Annotated in this window: 7 protein-coding genes; 6 read left to right on the top strand and 1 reads right to left on the bottom strand. The window is 57.1% G+C overall.

Features of this window, described 5'->3' with window-relative positions; genetic code table 11:
- The first annotated feature begins 121 nt into the window (after positions 1 to 121).
- From GE107_RS16560 to GE107_RS16540, 5 genes are all read left to right on the top strand, one after another.
- A complete protein-coding gene (locus GE107_RS16560) occupies positions 122 to 1492 on the top strand; it encodes an ABC transporter substrate-binding protein (protein ID WP_370636441.1) in 1371 nt (456 codons plus the stop codon).
- Positions 1493 to 1571: 79 nt separating this feature from the next.
- Positions 1572 to 2480 carry a carbohydrate ABC transporter permease gene (locus tag GE107_RS16555; RefSeq protein ID WP_219641093.1) on the top strand — a complete coding sequence of 303 codons (909 nt, stop codon included), beginning with the start codon at positions 1572 to 1574 and terminating at the stop codon, positions 2478 to 2480.
- A 1-nt stretch (position 2481) separates the two neighbouring features.
- On the top strand, positions 2482 to 3327 hold the full coding sequence (locus tag GE107_RS16550) for a carbohydrate ABC transporter permease (protein ID WP_219641092.1): 846 nt from the start codon (positions 2482 to 2484) through the stop codon (positions 3325 to 3327).
- Between the two features lie 21 nt (positions 3328 to 3348).
- A complete protein-coding gene (locus GE107_RS16545; RefSeq protein ID WP_370636440.1) occupies positions 3349 to 5139 on the top strand; it encodes a cache domain-containing sensor histidine kinase in 1791 nt (596 codons plus the stop codon).
- Positions 5132 to 6709 (top strand): response regulator transcription factor, encoded by a 1578-nt coding sequence (locus GE107_RS16540; protein WP_219641091.1) that lies wholly within the window; start codon positions 5132 to 5134, stop codon positions 6707 to 6709. The genes GE107_RS16545 and GE107_RS16540 overlap by 8 nt, the downstream gene beginning before the upstream one ends.
- On the opposite strand, the gene GE107_RS16535 is transcribed toward GE107_RS16540, so the two are convergent.
- Positions 6703 to 8790: an RCC1 domain-containing protein gene (locus GE107_RS16535; RefSeq protein ID WP_219641090.1), complete on the bottom strand. Its 2088-nt coding sequence runs from the start codon at positions 8788 to 8790 to the stop codon at positions 6703 to 6705. The genes GE107_RS16540 and GE107_RS16535 overlap by 7 nt on opposite strands.
- Before the next feature lie 320 nt (positions 8791 to 9110).
- Between GE107_RS16535 and GE107_RS16530 the strand changes: the two genes are divergently transcribed.
- Positions 9111 to 17159, top strand: coding sequence for an S-layer homology domain-containing protein (locus GE107_RS16530; RefSeq protein ID WP_255570532.1), 8049 nt, complete (start codon positions 9111 to 9113; stop codon positions 17157 to 17159).
- Positions 17160 to 17238: the final 79 nt, after the last annotated feature.

The raw sequence follows: 17238 nt of genomic DNA, 5'->3' as shown, positions 1-17238 counted from the left end.
AACTCGGAAAATTAGAGGAGAAACATCGGTTTTTTAGATTACGGCAATCGCGGCCGGGAGGGATAATGATAATCAGAATTGTAAACGCTGTCAATTCAATTCGGATACGGGGGGATTAAGCGTGAGGAAGCGATTGGTCTCCGTTCTAGCTCTGGTGATGGCCGGTGTCATCGCCGGCTGCGGCAACGGGGGCGGCAAGGGAACCGCAGAGCCGTCCGCGAGCAGCGGCGAAACCACGGCGAAACCGGCAACGTCAACCGCGCAAGCGAGCAACGAGGCAAGCAAGGAGGCAGGCAAGGATCCGGTCAAGCTGCGCATGACCTGGTGGGGGGGACAATCCCGCCACGACTACACCATGAAGGTCATCGAAATGTACGAGAAGGACAACCCCCATGTCAACATAGAGCCCGAATATGCCTCCTGGAACGACTACTGGAAGAAGCTCGCGCCGCAAGCGGCGGCCAACCAGCTGCCCGATATCATTCAGATGGACTATGCGTACTTAAGTCAATATGGCAGCCGCAATCAACTGCTCGACCTGACGCCGTATACGAAGAACGGCCTGCTGAACGTGGCCGATGTCAACCCGAATGCGCTCGACTCCGGCAAACTGAACGGCAAGCTGTATGCGATGAACCTCGGCGTCAATGCGATGGGACCCAGCGTCGATATGGAAATGCTCAAAAAAGCCGGTATTGCGGAATTGAAGCAGGATTGGACATGGGACGATCTGGATGCGATTGCCGCGAAGCTGAAGGCAAGCGGGAAAATGTTGGGCGGCTTCGGGCTCGACCACGACGGGATGCTCGGCTATTATCTGCGCACGTTCGGCCAGATGCTCTACAACAAGGAAGGAAACGCGCTCGGGTATGCCGACGACCAATTGTTCATCGATTTCTATAAGCGCTATCTGCAATGGTACGACAACGGCTATGTGCCGACGTGGGATAAAGAATTGCAGCGGAAAGGCACGCCGGAGGACGACGAGTTGTCGCTCGGCAACGCGGCGGTCTCGTTCCTCTGGTCGAACCAGTTCATCGCCCTCAGCGATGCCTCCAAACGTCCGCTCGAGCTTCGTCCGATGCCGGGACCGAATCAGAGCAAGGGACTGTTCCTGAAGCCGAGCATGTTCTTCTCCGTCTCGGAGAACTCGAAGAATAAGGAAGAAGCGGTCAAATTCATCGACTATTGGACCAATAACATCGAAGCGAACAAGGTGATCAAGGCCGAGCGCGGCGTGCCGGTTTCGTCCAAGGTGAAGGAGGCGCTGGGACCGATGCTCACCGACAAAGAGAAGCAAGTCTTCGATTATATCGCCTGGGTGGAGAAGAACAGCAGTCCGCTGGACCCGCCGAACCCGGCCGGCGCCCCGCAGGTGAAGCAAATCTTGCGCGATTTGACCGAACAAATGCTCTACAAGAAAATATCGGTCGAGGAAGCCGCCGCCAAATTCCGCAAGGGCGCGAACGAAGTGTTGGCGAATACCAAGTAAGCCGCGATCGGACCGGTTCCAACTGGAGCTGGTCCTCTTTCTACCCCATGCAAATCCTATGAGCGGGGAGTTGAACCACATGAAGCCGCAAGCATGGAAGGTGAATGACCATCTGGTCGGTTATATTTTCGCCGCTCCGTTCGTCCTGGGCTTTCTTATCTTCACGTTGTATCCGATGGCCTCGTCCCTCTATTATTCCTTTACCGATTACAACCTGATGGATCCGCCGCGCTGGATCGGATTCGGCAACTATTCCAAAATGCTTCACGACGACGCGAAAATCGGCAAATCGCTTCAGGTGACGTTCATCTACGTGTTCGGCAGCGTGCCGTTCCGGCTTGCGTTCGCGCTCCTGGTCGCCCTCATGTTGAACGCGGCAACCAAGGCCGTCCGGTTATACCGGTCCGCTTATTATTTGCCCTCGCTGATTGGCGGCAGCGTTGCCGTTTCGATCATGTGGTCGCAAATTTTCGGCGAGAAGGGATTGCTGAACTCGGTGCTCGGCTTGATCGGCATTCAGACGAACGTGAATTGGATCGGCAATCCCGGCACCGCGCTGTGGACGCTGGTCGCGCTCTCGGTCTGGCAATTCGGCTCCTCCATGCTGATCTTCCTGGCGGGGCTCAAGAACATACCGGCAACCTATCAAGAAGCGGCCAGCGTAGACGGGGCCAATGCGCTTCGCCGGTTCGTCAGCATCACGCTGCCGCTGCTGAGTCCGATCATTCTGTTTAACCTGATCATGCAGACGATCTCGGCCTTCCTCACCTTTACGCCGGCGTATATCATTTCCAGAGGGGAAGGCGGCCCGCTCGACAGCACGCTGCTATATTCCCTGTACTTGTACCGGAGAGCGTTCCAGTTCTTCGAGATGGGCTATGCTTCCGCGATGGCCTGGGTGATTCTGCTGATCATCGGGCTGATTACGCTGGCGATCTTTAAAACCTCGTCCCTCTGGGTTCACTACGAGTCGAAAGGGGAGAGCTGAGATGAGCGCGAACCGGAAATTCACGAGCGCGGCGCTCTACCATTTGCTCGTAGGCGGGCTGGCGCTTCTCGTTCTCTACCCGGTTTTCTGGATGATTTCCAGCTCCTTGAAGCCGAATTCGGAAATCTTCGCGCAGGCGTACTCCCTGATTCCGAGCCGCATCGAGTGGAGCAACTACGCGTCCGGCTGGAAAGGGTTCGGGAATATGACGTTTGCGACCTTTTTCACAAATTCGCTTATTCTGGTCACGCTGTCCACGATCGGAGCGGTCTGTTCGTCCGCCCTGGTCGCGTACGCGCTGGCTCGGATTCCTTTTATCGGCCGCGGGTTCTGGTTTGGCTGCGTCTTGATGACGATGATGCTGCCCACCGACGTGACGACCGTCCCGCAGTACATCATGTATACCAGTCTGGGCTGGGTGTCCACGTTCAAGCCGATCATCGTGCCCAACTATTTCGGATTTCCCTTCTTTATCTTCCTGATCATGCAGTTCATCCGCACGATTCCCCACGAGCTGGACGAAGCGGCGAAGATCGACGGCTGCAGCAGGTTCGGCATCTTCTTCAAGGTCGTTCTTCCGCTGATCAATCCGGCGCTCATGACGTCCGCGATCTTCTCGTTCTATTGGAGATGGGACGATTTCATCACGCCGCTGCTGTATTTGAACAAGCCGGAGATGTATCCGGTGTCGCTTGCGCTCAAAATGTTCCTGGATGCCGATTCGGTCAACAATTGGGGGGGCTTGTTCGCCATGTCCACGTTATCCTTGGTGCCGATCCTGATCGTTTTCTTCACTTTCCAGAAGTATATCGTAGAAGGTATCAGCACGACCGGCTTAAAAGGATAGCATAGCCTGGCCTCGGAAGCGGTGTTATACTTTGGAAAACGGCTTGTCTGGGAGGGATATCCTATTAAACCGGTTTTCCCCACCCAATGGAAGTTTGGCAGGCTGCGGATCAAACACAAGGTTTTCGCTCTCATTTCGCTGATTACGGCGGCCGGGTTTGCCGTTACGTACGCCTCGCTTTCCTACGCTTATGCCACCTATGACGAACAATTGTATGTCAAATCGTCGCAAGTGCTCCATTTGTCGTCCCAAGCGATCGAGAACGAGCTCAAGAAGATCGAGCTGCTTTCGTATAACATCGCTACCGACGCAGGGATTCAAGCCGATCTGATCGGACTCGCCCAGCCCCGCTCCGATTACGATCGAACGATGTTGTCCGTCGATCTCATGGATCGGTTGATCAAGTATGCCGGGAACGGCAATGATATCGATTCCGTCGAGATTGTCAGCAACGGCGGCAAGGAATTCCTCGCCGGGCAGCTCGAGCCGATTCCTCCGGAAAGATTGCAGCATATCCGACTGGAAGCGGCCCAAGCCCTGGGCGGCCTGCGCTGGATTTATCCGGATCAAGCGAACGACGAGCTTCTCGCAGCCCGGACGATCCGCTCCTACGCGAATCTCGAACTGAAGCCCATCGGCACGTTGATCGTGCAGTTTCGGCTGAATCGGATTGTCGAGGATGTCCTGCGCGGGACGGAACTGCAATCCGGCGAGCTGCACATCGTGGCGGGAGGGAAGCCGGTTTATTCGTCCGGGGGACGGGATATGGCCATTGCTGATTTCAGCGGCTTTAAGGGGAGCGGGTATCAGATTCTTCAGACCCGGGAGCCGTCTTTTTTGTCTTATTTTCAATCCGTGACCTACCGGTGGATGTATTACTCGGTCATTCCGTTCGACCGGATCTTCGACCGGATCGTGTGGATGAAACGCGTGCTGCTGATCAGCTTCGCCGCCAGCCTCGGGCTGCTGTTCTCCGTTTCGATTCGTTTCGCGCAAGGGATTACGCGCCCGATCGAGGATTTGATCGAACGGATGAAGCAGGTGCAGAAGGGCAATTATTCCTTAACCGAAATGGAAGCGCTGCCAATGGACGAGGTCGGGCAGCTTCATCGGGCATTCCGCATGATGATCCAGGAGATCGATCAACTGATTCACGAAAACTACGACAAACAGCTGCTGATCCGGGAGACGCAATTCAAGGCGCTTCAAGCGCAAATCAACCCTCATTTTCTGTACAATACGCTCGACTCGGTCATCTGGCTGGCGAAGATCAACGGGCAGAGGCAAATTGCCGACATCGTGGAGGCGCTGGGACAATTGTTCCGCAGCTCCATTTCGGTGAAAGAAACGTTGATCACGGTCGGCGAAGAGCTCGAGATTGTCCGGCATTATGTCACGATCCAGAAGTTCAGGTTCCGGGACCGGCTGCATTTCGAGATGCACGTCGACGAGTGCTATTCCGGCTGTCCCATTCCCAAAATGTCCCTGCAGCCTCTAGTAGAAAACGCGATCCACCACGCGCTGGAACCTTCGGATATGCCGTGCTATATCCATCTCTACGCCATCCCTGGACCCAAACGGCTGACGATCGTCGTCGAAGACAACGGACCGGGCATGGGGGCAAGCCTGCTCGAACAGGTTCGCGTCGGAGAAGCCCGCACCCGCGGCCAGGGGATCGGTTTGATGAATATCCGGGAGCGGCTCGAGATCGCATTCGGCGATTCCTACGGAATTCGCATGGAAAGCGAGGAAGGAGCGGGCACCCGGGTCTATGTGGACATCCCAATGGAATCGAGGGAGATGCATGCATAAAGTCGTGATCGTGGACGACGAACCTCTCATCCTCGAAGGCATCACGCAGCTCGTCGACTGGGAGGCGGAGGGAACGGTGCTGGTCGGCCAAGCCCGCAACGGAGCGGAGGCTTTCGATATCATCGTCCGGGAGCAGCCGGACATCGTCATCACGGACATCCGGATGCCGCGGATGGACGGTTTGCAGCTCGCCGCCAAAGTAGCGGATACGTTTCCTCGGATCGCGATGATCATGTTGTCCGGCTTCAGCGATTTCGATTACGCCCAGACGGCGATGCGCCACGGCGTCAAACATTATTTGCTGAAGCCGTGCAACGAGATCAAGATCACCGAAGCGCTGCGCGAGGCCGCAGCGGAGCTGAAGCGAGCCGATCTGAAGGAGCAATTCGTCCGCTCCGTTCGGGAGGAACTGGCCAAAGTGCTGCCCCATGTCAAGGAGCAGGTGCTTAAGGAATTCCTTACTAACAAAACGTATGGAAATCAAGATTGGGAATATTACCGGAGGCTGTTCGATCTGCGGCTGGACAACAAGCGGGTACGCCTGGTTCTGTTTCAATTGGAACCAAGCGAGGTCGAATTCGAACACGTCTTCGCGGTCCAGAATATCGCCAAGGAATTGCTGCCTAAACCCGTATTAAGCACGACCGTGGGCGAACATGCGCTGATCGTGGTGGAAGAGAGCGGGGACTTGCCGTCCTTGGAGGAGCGCATCTTCCAGGTCCGACGTACGTTCCGGGACTATTATAAAATCGATCTGACGATCGCGCTCAGCGATCCCGGCGAGATGGCGGAGGCGCGACAGCTCTATAAGCAGACGCGGGAGTGTCTCAAGCACCGGTTCTATTTGGCCGAGGGCAGCCTCATCACCGGCCGCGACATTGCCGATGCGCACGGGAGCGGCGGCAAGGAATTCGTCTTCGACAGCGAGGATTTGCTCCTCCAGATCAAGACCGGACGCTGGAGCGATGCCGCTTCGGCGATTGATCGCTACTTCGAGCAGCTTGGCGAGCTGCGATTGGACATACAACAAGCCAAATCGTACGTGATTGAGCTGTATATGGCCATGATTCGGCTGGAGGATTCGAGCGGACATAAGCCCTATATGGAGAAGCTCCTCGAATTGATCGATCTGGACACGTTGCAGGCGATCCGGGCCTTGTTCAAACCGCTGGCCGAGAAGATCGCCAATCGGCAGTACGAGAGACGAAGGAAAACCTATTCGGCGGTCGTCTCGAAAGCGATCCGCATCGTGGAGGAGCAGCTTGGGAATTCCGAGCTGTCCTTGAATTGGGTGGCGCAGCGGATGCTTTATTTGAATCCGGATTACCTCGGCAAGCTGTTCAAACGGGAAACCGGCGAGAAATTCTCCAATTACGTACTCCGGCGTAGGATTACCCAGGCGATCGATTGGCTCCGGGATAACGAAGATATGAAAATCGTCCAGCTGGCCGAACGGCTCGGATACGGCGATTATCCGCAATACTTCAGCCAGGTGTTCAAGAAATACACGGGGTGCACGCCAACCGATTATATCAAGGTTATGCCCATCAACGCCGGGAAACCTCAATAATCCACTTCCAATTGTCTCTCCTTTGTCTTGCTCTCGTTGAACAGAATGATCAATAGCTGTTTTCCGTCCACGGTGATATATTGTTCGCCGGTGTTCTTGCCATAAGGCAGCTCGTCGATCCGCAGCTCGTCGAATTTCTCGAGCAGAGCCTGCTTCAGGCTGGGGAGCGCGTAACCTCTCTCCTTCCCGATGATGGCGGCAATCAAGTCCAGCTTAAACTCGTCTTTGCCGGGCATGTAATTGACTTTAATGCTTGTCGGAAGAGATTCGTCCCTGGCATATGTCCCGCCGTCTTCCTGCGGGAGGAAATAATCCCAATATGCCAGTAATTTATCATGATCATATACGAAGTAATGCTCGCCGATGTCGCTCTTGCCTGCAAGGGTCCGATACCCTCTGTCATAGAATAAATATTTGACCGCCGCGGAATAAGGCGTATTCGCCAAATACTTCTCGTAAGCACGCCATACGTATGCATAGGCTTCCTCGCGGGAGACGGCCTCGCTTGGCCGGATTCGGTCCGGCTCGTCCTTGAGCAATCCCGCCTGATCCAAGTATTGCAGCGCTTCCTTTGCTTTGGCGCTCACTTCGCTTACGTCCGCATAAGGTTGGGTCCATTGCTGCGGAAGAGGATCAAGCTTTAAGCCGGACGCCTTCAGCACGCGATAGACGCCGGTCAAGAAATCCTGCCTCGTCATCGGCTCGTAGATCCCGAACTTGTCTTTGGAAAAAGGTTCGATGAAACCCGTTTGGTATGCGATGATCGGGTCGCGCGAGTATAAATCGTCGTAAGGCCTGTCTTTCCGCTCCGTAATCGTATCCCAGGATAACGAATCGTACAGCTTGACGAGCAGTCTGGCCGCCAATTGACGGGTCACGTCCGATTTATAGAAGCGAAGATCGTCATCTTGAATCAGCTCATGCTGCCTCGCGAGCGCCATCTCCGAAGCTGCCCGATCGACAGGCTTCGTCTGAGACACTTCCATCGGAATTCCGAACATATCGAACGACACTTCAGAGGACTGTCCCATCAGGATCTGTCCGCTTCCATTACTCCCCCAGCCCCAGAGGGACCCGTCTTTTTTCTTCACCATGACGTGCTTCGCACCCGCCGCATGCTTGGCGATCATGCTCCAATCGCGATCCAAGCCGATTTGACGCGGTTTATTGTCGTATTGTTCTCCCCATGCCCAAAGCGTTCCATCCTTCTTCAAGGCGAAGCTGTTGAAATCGTTAGCCGAAATCGCAGCCCAATCGCTCTCCTTGCCGATTCGAATCGGCTTCAGGACATTCTTATTCGTTCCGATGCCGATCTGCCCGTATTGATTGTAGCCCCATGCCCATAGCGAGCCGTCGGACTTCAAGGCCAGCGTGTGGGTGCTTCCCGAAGAAAGCGACTTCCAGCTTTCTTTGCCGATTTTCGCCGGGGTCGTCTGATATTGCGTCGTTTTTCCGTTGCCGATGGTGCCTAATCCGCCCCAACCCCACGCATAGGTCGACCCGTCCTTTTTGATGCCAATCGTAAAAAACTCCCCTGCGATTACCCGGTCCCAGTCCTTGTCTCTGCCGATCTGTACCGGCTTGGATCGGTTCCTTCGATCGCCTGTTCCGAGCTCTCCGGTCGGATTGAATCCCCAAGCCCAGAGCGTGCCGTCCCGAGCAATCGCGGCGCTATGAGCGTAATTGCTCGATACGGTTTTCCACTTTTTGTTCGCGCCAATCCGGGTCGGTTTCTCAACGTTTTTGGTCGTTCCGTTTCCCACTTGGCCGACGTCGTTGAAACCCCAACTCCACATCGTTCCGTCTTTTTTTATGGCTGTAATAAAATAAAGTCCCGCGCTGACTAACGCCCATTCTTTCGCTTTTCCAAACACGGGAACGTAATCTTTGCCGTTCATGCCTTCCAAGGTTCCCCAGATAGACAGGGTACCATCGCTTGACAAAGCGGCCGTAAAATTGCTGCCCGCCTCAATCTGCGTATAATCGTTTGCCCGAGCAGCCGCTTGGACTTCGAGCCGACTGGGCCATGCGGAGAAAGTGAGTAAAATGGACATTAGCGCATATACGAATTTTCGCTTCATTTCGACATCTCCTTCCAAACTATCAATCATCGTATCATGTTTGGCTGATTGTTGATAGTTCGGAAGCACCGTGCCTGCAGAACCTTAACTGCGGGTACAGCTGCTTTTCTATTGGCCGCTCCATGGGGAGCATGGTCGTTTAATGTCACCTCTCATGGGTCCGCAGACGCATTACGATTTCCATTACTGCCATCACTATCCGTGACATACAACCCATGTTAATATGATACACATCGTATAGTGCCAGAAACGATATGTATCTATTTAACGGAGGTTAGCGCTCAATGAATCGTGGCTTGAAGAGTTTGTGGAAGAAAGGAATGGCACTTCTTCTTGCTGCCGTGTTAATGCTCACGGATCTTACGGCGGTATCGGCAGCGGAGTCCGGCGATCCGCGGGCGGACGAGAATGCTGCGTTCGTCGACCTATTGAACTCGGTCTATTCCTCATTGGGGGTCGAGGGCGGCAAGCTTTCCAAGGCAGTCGCACCCGTCGTACCGGCGGCGGACAACGGGTCTTCGTCCTGGAATTCGCTGTCCAAGGTGGGCCGGAGTCTGGACGAGGCCGTGATTCATCCGGACCTCTCGAAGCTTAAGCTAAGCGAGGACGGGCAGTACCTCGGCTTCATACGGTACGAAATCTTTCGGGAGCCGGCAGCCGTCAAACCGTCCATTAACGTGTTTGACCGTGTGACGGGAGTCACGGACAGCGTGTACGGCTTTGGGCAGTATGATCAACCGCTTCAATTTGACCTCAGCGGCGACGCGCGTTACGTCGCGTTCTCCATGGCGCAAGGTTATAACCTTCCGCAGCCGACGACGAATGTATTCCTGTTTGACAGGGAAACGAGGAATCTGACCGCGATTACGGCGAATTCCCCGGGCGCGTATGATCCGATGGACGGCTCGAATACGGTATCGATCAGCGCGAACGGCCAATACGTCGTCTTCGACTCCGCCGCGGACGGGATTGTGCCGGAAGATCATGACGGCATTCGCGACGTGTTCTTGTATGACCGCGGGAATGGCTCAATGGCGCGGATCAGCTCGAGAGACGGGATGGAAGACCCAGACCGCGGCGACAGCAAGGCTCCTTCCATCAGCGCGGATGGGAAATACGTGGTATTCCAGACGCAAGCGAAACTGGCGGATGACGATACCTACGGCATCGAAGATATTTACGTTTACAACCGGGAAGGCGGCAACTCTCCCTTACAACGGATCAGCGTCGGTTCGAACGGGCTGGAGGCGAATGGTCCCAGCGGCCTTCCGACGATCAGCGCCGACGGCCGATTCATCGCGTTCGAATCCGAGGCCGACAACCTCGCAGCGGACGACGTGAATGGACGGAAAGACATTTTCGTGTACGATCGCAATACGAATTCGACGAAGCTGGTGTCCGTAGGCCCTGGCGGCACCTCCTTCAATCGCGATAGCGAGAAACCGGAGATCAGCGACGACGGGCTGTTCGTCGGATTTCAATTGGCGTATGAATGGGTGCCGGATACGGACAACGATCCCGACAACGATGAGGAGAACGATCTCCCTCAAGAGGCTTATGTCGCGAACGTAGCCGCGCATACGACGGAACGCGTAACCGTTCCGAACGCGCCGTACCGGCTGCTCTATCCGAGCCAAAAGCCGGTCGTCGGCCGAGGGGGAGCATTGGTCGCTTTTTTCTCCCAGCATGTGTTGGAAGTTAACGATGAAACGTATGAGCTTCCCGGGATTTTCCTTGCTACCAGCGGGGCGGCTCCGGTCTGGCCCGAAGGCAGCGAGCTGCAGCCTTCCGATCAGACGGAAGACAGCGTCACGTTAAGCTGGCCGGATGCCGCGGACGCGAAGGGCATCCTCGGCTATCATGTCTACCTTAACGACAAGATCATCGGTTATGTTCCGTACGGGGGTGCCGGCGGCTCCTATACCGCAACGGGGCTGTTGCCGGGCGTCCAGAATTCGTTCCAGGTCGAAGCGGTGAATCGGGACTACCAGGAAAGCTATGGCGGTCCGACCTATAAGCTCGACGGCGGCGGCGGCACCCCCGGCAGTACGCTGCGGATCGGGTGGGATGCCGAGAAATCAACCGTCATGGGTTTGCCGATGGCGGGCAGCAAGCTGAACTTCTACGCGCACGGAAAGCCAGGCCAGCAAGTAACGGGAGAGTTGACCTACAAGGCGTGGAAGGACGATTCTACCCAAGAAACGCATACGGTGCCGCTGACGTTGTCGGAGAGAGCGGCTTCCCCGGGGAAGTACGAAGCCTTCTGGGAGATGGCGGAGAATACGAGCGAAATCACCTCGTTGACGATCAAGATGACCGATCCCGCGTCGCCGGGTACCGTCACGGAGAAGCAGGCCGCCGATCTCCCCGTTCAGGTAACGGGAACCGCGGTCATAACCTTCGACAATCCCGGTTCGGACAGCTTGAAGGGCGGGATTCTGTCCTTGTCGGGCGGTCCGTATGGCGAACAAGTGACCATCCTTACCGGGGACGATCCCGTCACCCTGGAAGGCCTTGCGCCCGACCAAGAGTACACCATCGTCCTCCGATCTCCGGATTTCCGTTATATCTGGGCGGAGCAAGGCCAAGTGAAGGCAGGGGCCGGCCGGAAGACCTCACTCACCTTGGCCATCGAGCAGCCGGCGAAGCTCAGATTCCAAGTGATCGATCAGACCGGACAACCGGCCGGGAACGTGCCCCTTGAATTGTTCGACGAGGAGCAGAACTACTTGGGGACGCTGTACACGGGCCCGGACGGATGGACGGATTGGGAGGAAGGCTTGGAAACGGGCAAGACGATCGTCGCGAAAGTGGACATCGGGGATCGGATGGTGGATCCGGTACCGAACCTGTCGGTCAAACTCGCGGCAGGCGCGAACGAGCGGGTCGTTCGGCTGCAAGGGCCGGGAGAAGGCGTTCTGGAAGGGGTCGTTACCGGGCCGGACGGCAAACCGGTTCGAAACGTGTACATGACGGCGACCCAAACGTACAACGGCCAGTCGATCGTCCGGAAGACGCGGACGAACGTGGAGGGAGCTTACCGCCTATCCCTGTTGGAAGGCGAGGCGAAGCTGGAGCTGTATGAGTCGTCCTATCAATACACGGCGCAAGAGACCGTCCAAATCGCGAATGGAGAGACAACCAGGAAGGATATCCCGGTGCGTCAGCCCCGTACAGGCATCATCAACTTGGAGGTCCGACTGAAATATCTGGAGGACAGCGATTTCGGCGATCCAATCAATATGGAGCAAGCGGGATTTCATACGGTCATTGAATCCAAGTTCGGCGGGATGTCGGGGTATTTCTCGAACGCCTATTCCTTCGGGGGGTATCCGGGACAGAAGGTATCGGTATGCGTCACGGGCACGAAGCCGACTTATATGACCGTGTGCGATACGGTGACGTTGGATGAGAACTCCAACGCAACCGCCAAGCTGTATTTCGAGGAGAAGGGAGGCCGAATTCAAGGAAGGCTGGCGAAGACGGATCACCGGTGGATTTCCGGAAGGCTCTACAAGCTGGATGGAGAATACAAAAGCTATAAGACGTACATTGGTGGCGACGATTTCTCGGGGGACGGCACGTTCGATATTAACGTTCCGGAGCCCGGCACCTATATCATGGAGCTGGCCAGACGTCCTATAGGCGACCAGGTCGATTACGAATATGCGAACGTCCAGTTCACGGTGGCGGATAAACAAATCCTGCCGATCGGGACGGTAACGTTCGGCGAGAAGAAGTATTTCTCCAATTATTACGGAAACTTTTACGATGCCCTGAGCAGCAGGGTACAGCCAGGAGGTACGGTAAGCTTCCGCGCCGGATTCCATAATCGGAACGAATCGGAATCGACCGGCGTCAGTCTCGTATTCGACATCCCGGAAGGCATGACGCCGGTCAAGGATGCGGGCGGCCGCATTGTCATTACCGGAGCGGCAACGGAAGGGGATGCCCGGGTCGAGGGCCAAACCTTGATCGTGCCGATCGGAACGCTGGCGAAGAACCAGTCCGGCACGATCGGCTTCCAACTGAAGGCGGATCCGGCATTTAACCAGCGTTCGCTGAAAACTTCCGCCATCATCCGCGCCAAGCTCGGCACGGAGCAGGTGGAAGAGACGATCGGAAGCATCCAGCTGGATGTGCCGGTCGTCACGCTGGAGGTACCGGAGAGAGTGTTCCGTTCGCTCGTCAAGCTGAGCGGAGTTGCGCCTGCGGGCAGCACGGTGAAGGTCTACGACGGCAAAGCGCTGATCGGCAGCGTGACGGCAGCCGCTTCGGGAATCTGGAGCCTGGAAGCGGAGCTGAACGATCCGGTCGATCCCAGCATCCATGGGCTTCGGGCAGAGACGGAATCGGCGGGCGTGACGCTTCAGTCGCCGGTGTCTTATGTCCACTATGATACGAAGAAGCCGCAGCTGCTGGAGGTCGCCATGGCCCAAGCGCCGGAGGGCAAATGGGTGACGCTCAATACCCGGGAAGGGATCTCCCGGCTTGCCTATACCGTCAGGCCGGGCAACCCGTTCCAATTCGATCTGAAGTTCGATAAGCCGGATGAAGTGGAGAATGTCTATATCTATCTGGAGGGTCAGACCGGCGATCCGATCAAGGCCGTGAGGGACGGCAACCTGTACCGCGCGGTGACCCCGACCGGCCGAGGCGCTCTCGGCGATATCTATGTCGACTATGACATCAAGCCGGAGCCGTTCGTCAACGATGGCCGATACCCCTCGCTGGAGGAGATTCGCCAGTCTCTCCCGCCGACGATGCGCGATTTCGAGGTGGAAGTGAAGTCTCCGTTCGAGCTGAAGAACGGCCGATATTCGGGGACCGTGCAGTTCACCTTCCCGCAATTGAAGGACCTGAAGGTCACGGTTACGCTGACGCTTGGACTGAATTCCAGCTATAAGGCGACGAAGGAAGAACTGGAGCTGGCCGAGCGGTCGGGGCTGCCGGTCCTGAACGCCACGTTCGGAGTGACGGAGACGGATGACGGATTCAAGAGCGTGTCAAAGGGTTATATGCCCATGAACGTGCTGTTTCCGAACGGAGCGCCGGAGGGCCTTCGTGCTTCGCTGGCAGCCGGGGACGTCCACACGCTTGACGACCCGGATCCGGTATTCGCCGACGTGGTGACGGAAACCTACGTTCAATTCATGCCCGGCGGAGAAGAGTTCGGTACGATCAACGGGCTTAAGAAGCAATATTCGGATACGATGGGATTCGCCGAGAAAGTCATGAAAATCACGGACAGAGTCCAAGCCAGCGGGCTGGATTGCCTTGCCGAGCTTCCGAAGACGGTCAAGCAGGCGGGCCATGCGCTGAAATCCCTCGTCGTCGGCGAGGTGGTCAAGTTCGGGCTCGGAGCTTGGACCGCCGCGATGGGCTTCAGCGGTCCGGGCGCGATCGCGGCCGCAGGCGCGACGGCGGCCGCCGGCAAACAAATCGATAACTACGTCGACGCGCAGATTGACGCGGTCGGTACCGGTTATAATCAGTGTCTGGACGAAGACGTCGACGAGAAGAAGCTGGAGCTGAAGCGCAAGAAAATCGCCCGTCTCCGCTGGATCTACGACCCGAGCGGCTATGTCTACGAAGCCGTTCCGTCGAACCGACTGAGCGGCGTGAAGGCGACGGTGCTCTATAAGGACCCGGTCAGCCAAGAATGGACCGTGTGGGACGCGGGGCCGTATGAGCAAGTGAATCCGCATGACACCGACGATCAAGGCAAATACGGCTGGGACGTTCCGGAAGGCAAGTGGAAGGTCGTCTGGGAGAAGGAAGGCTACGAGACGAAGACGAGCGCGGAGCTTGACGTTCCGCCGCCGCATACCGAGGTGAACGCGGGGCTCGTATCCTGGGAAGCGCCGAAGGTTCAGACGGTGACGGGAGTCACATACGATGGCGGCGGTTATGTGGATATTCAATTCAGCAAGTACGTGAAGGTGCCGACCACGATCCCGGCGCAAGCCGTGACGGTGACGGGACCGGATAACCAGGAGATGGAGGGGACTCTGGCCTTCGTCAAACCGGAGATCAACCCGGCGGATCCCGCCGGACTGGAGACGCTGTCGCCGGTCCTCCGCTTTACGCCGAAGAACGGATCCGCTTTGAAGGTCGGCTCGGAATACGCGTTGAAGGTCAAGGCGAACCTCTTCCGGAGTTACGCCGGCGTATGGATGAGCGAAGGCTATGCCGGTCCGTTCACGGTTAGCTTGCGCGACGAAACGGGGCCGGTTCCCACCCGCGCGACGGCGGAAGACGGAGGCATGATCCTCAGCCTGACGTTCAACGAACCGCTTGGAGCCGCGGTAGACGCATCCAAGCTTGCATTGGACGGCAACGCCGAAGCGATTGCCTCGGTCGTACGGTCCGCAGCTACGGGCGGCAATCAGACGCTGCTCATCAGTCTGAAGGAGCCGCTGCCGTCCGGTAAGGAAACGGAATTGAACGTGCTCGGCGGAGCGGTCGCCGACGCGGCAGGCAACGCGTCGAGCGAGGGGACGCTCACGGTTTCCAGGCAAGCGATTGGAACGAATGCTTCGCTGTCGGCACTGTCGGTAGCCGGGGGCGCGTTGACGCCGGAATTTGATCCGGGAGTACTTGCCTACACGGTGCAAGTATCGCAGACGGCGGAAGACATCCAAGTGACGGCGCGAACCGCCGATGCCCAAGCGAAGCTCGCCGTAGACGGCGTCGAAGCCGTCAGCGGCACGGCCAAATCCGTGCGGATCCCGGACGACGGGGAAATCGCCGTCCGCGTCACGGCGGAGGACGGCGTGACCGACCGCGAGTATACGTTGAAGGTTACCAGGCAAGCGGCGGGAACGAATGCCAAGCTATCGGCACTGTCGGTAGCCGGGAGTGTGTTGTCGCCGGGGTTTGATCCGGAACGTCTTGCTTACACGGTTGAAGTATCGCAAACGGCAAAAGACGTCCAAGTGACGGCGCAAACCGCCGATTCCAAAGCGAAGCTCACCATAGACGGCGTCGAAGCGGTCAGCGGCACGGCGAAAACCGTTCGGATACCGAACGACGGGAAAATCGCCATCCGCGTCACGGCGGAGGACGGCGTGACCGTCCGCGAGTATAGCCTCCAAGTGAAACGGCGCGGCACGGAACCGGAGCCGAGTCCAAGTCCGAGTCCGGGAGGCGGATCGGGCGGATCGGGTGAGTCGCCGTCCGTGACGAAGACGGAGAAGTTCACGAGCGGCAACGGCGGAACGGGATTGCTGACGACCGTCCGCAGCGAAGCCATCGCGAAAGCTTTGCAGAACGGAGCGAACGGGCAGAAGCTGCTCCATGTCGCAGAAGGTCAGCAAGCCGACGAATACGTATTGCGGCTCACGCCTGACGTGCTTGCCGAGTTGAAGAAGAACAGCGCCGGCATCGTCTATAAGCCGGGCACGTTGCAAGTCTCGCTTCCGGGCGACGTTCTCGGAGCAGTCTCGCTTCCGTCCGACGCTTCTCTGAATATCTCGTTTGCCGAGCCGTCGGCGGAGCAGATTAAGACTTCCGTCGATGCTGCGGACCGGCAGAGCGGCAAGTCGTTGAAGCCCGTCGGGAAAGCCGTCATGTTCAAGCTCGAGGTTCTCCGGGATGGGAAAGCGAGCGCGTTCGAGGTGCCTTCGGAGAAGTCGGTACGCGTCGAGCTTCCTTATGGGGCGACAGGGCAGCAAGCGCTGTATCGTTTCGATCCGACCGCCGGACGCTGGTCCTATGTGCGGGATCAGGCAACGGCTCAAGCGCCGAATCGGATCGTGTTCGATATCCGCTCTTCCGGACACTTCGCCGTGATGGAGTACACGAACACCTTCAAGGACATCGCGGGTCATTGGGCCGCGTCTGATATCGGCTGGATGGCGCAACGCCTGCTGGTCTATGGCGTATCGCCGGAGTCGTTCCAACCGAATCGGGTGGTAACGAGGGCAGAATTCACCTCCGTGCTCGTGCGGGCACTCAACCTGCCGGCTGCCGAGCTCGCCAAAGTCACGCGGTTTACCGATGTCGACGAAGACGACTGGTATTATGCCGACGTGCAAGCCGCGCTCGCCGCGGGTATTATCCACGGCTATTCGGAGGATCGTTTCGCTCCGAATGCGCCGATCACCCGGGAGCAGATGGCCGTGATCATCTGGAGAGCCTATGCCTACTTGTATTCGATCGATGATCAGGACGCCAACCTGGAGCTTCTTAAGAAGTTCGATGATAACGGCCAAATCAGCGGATGGGCGAAGGAAGTCGTAGCCCTGTCGCTTCAAGCCGGACTCGTGCACGGTACATCCGCCCATCGCTTCGATCCCAAGGGTCAAGCGACGAGAGCGCAGATGGCGGCTATGATTAAGCGGTTGTTGCTGAATAAGCCAGGATAAAGCTGAGTTACAGAGGGCAGGCGAATGATTCGCCTGCCCTTTGAACATGTCGGGGAATTACGATCAGAAGGATATATAC

This window comes from Cohnella sp. CFH 77786 (assembly GCF_019400745.1).
Taxonomy (GTDB): domain Bacteria; phylum Bacillota; class Bacilli; order Paenibacillales; family Paenibacillaceae; genus Cohnella.
This window is presented reverse-complemented; position numbering and strand designations above follow the sequence as displayed.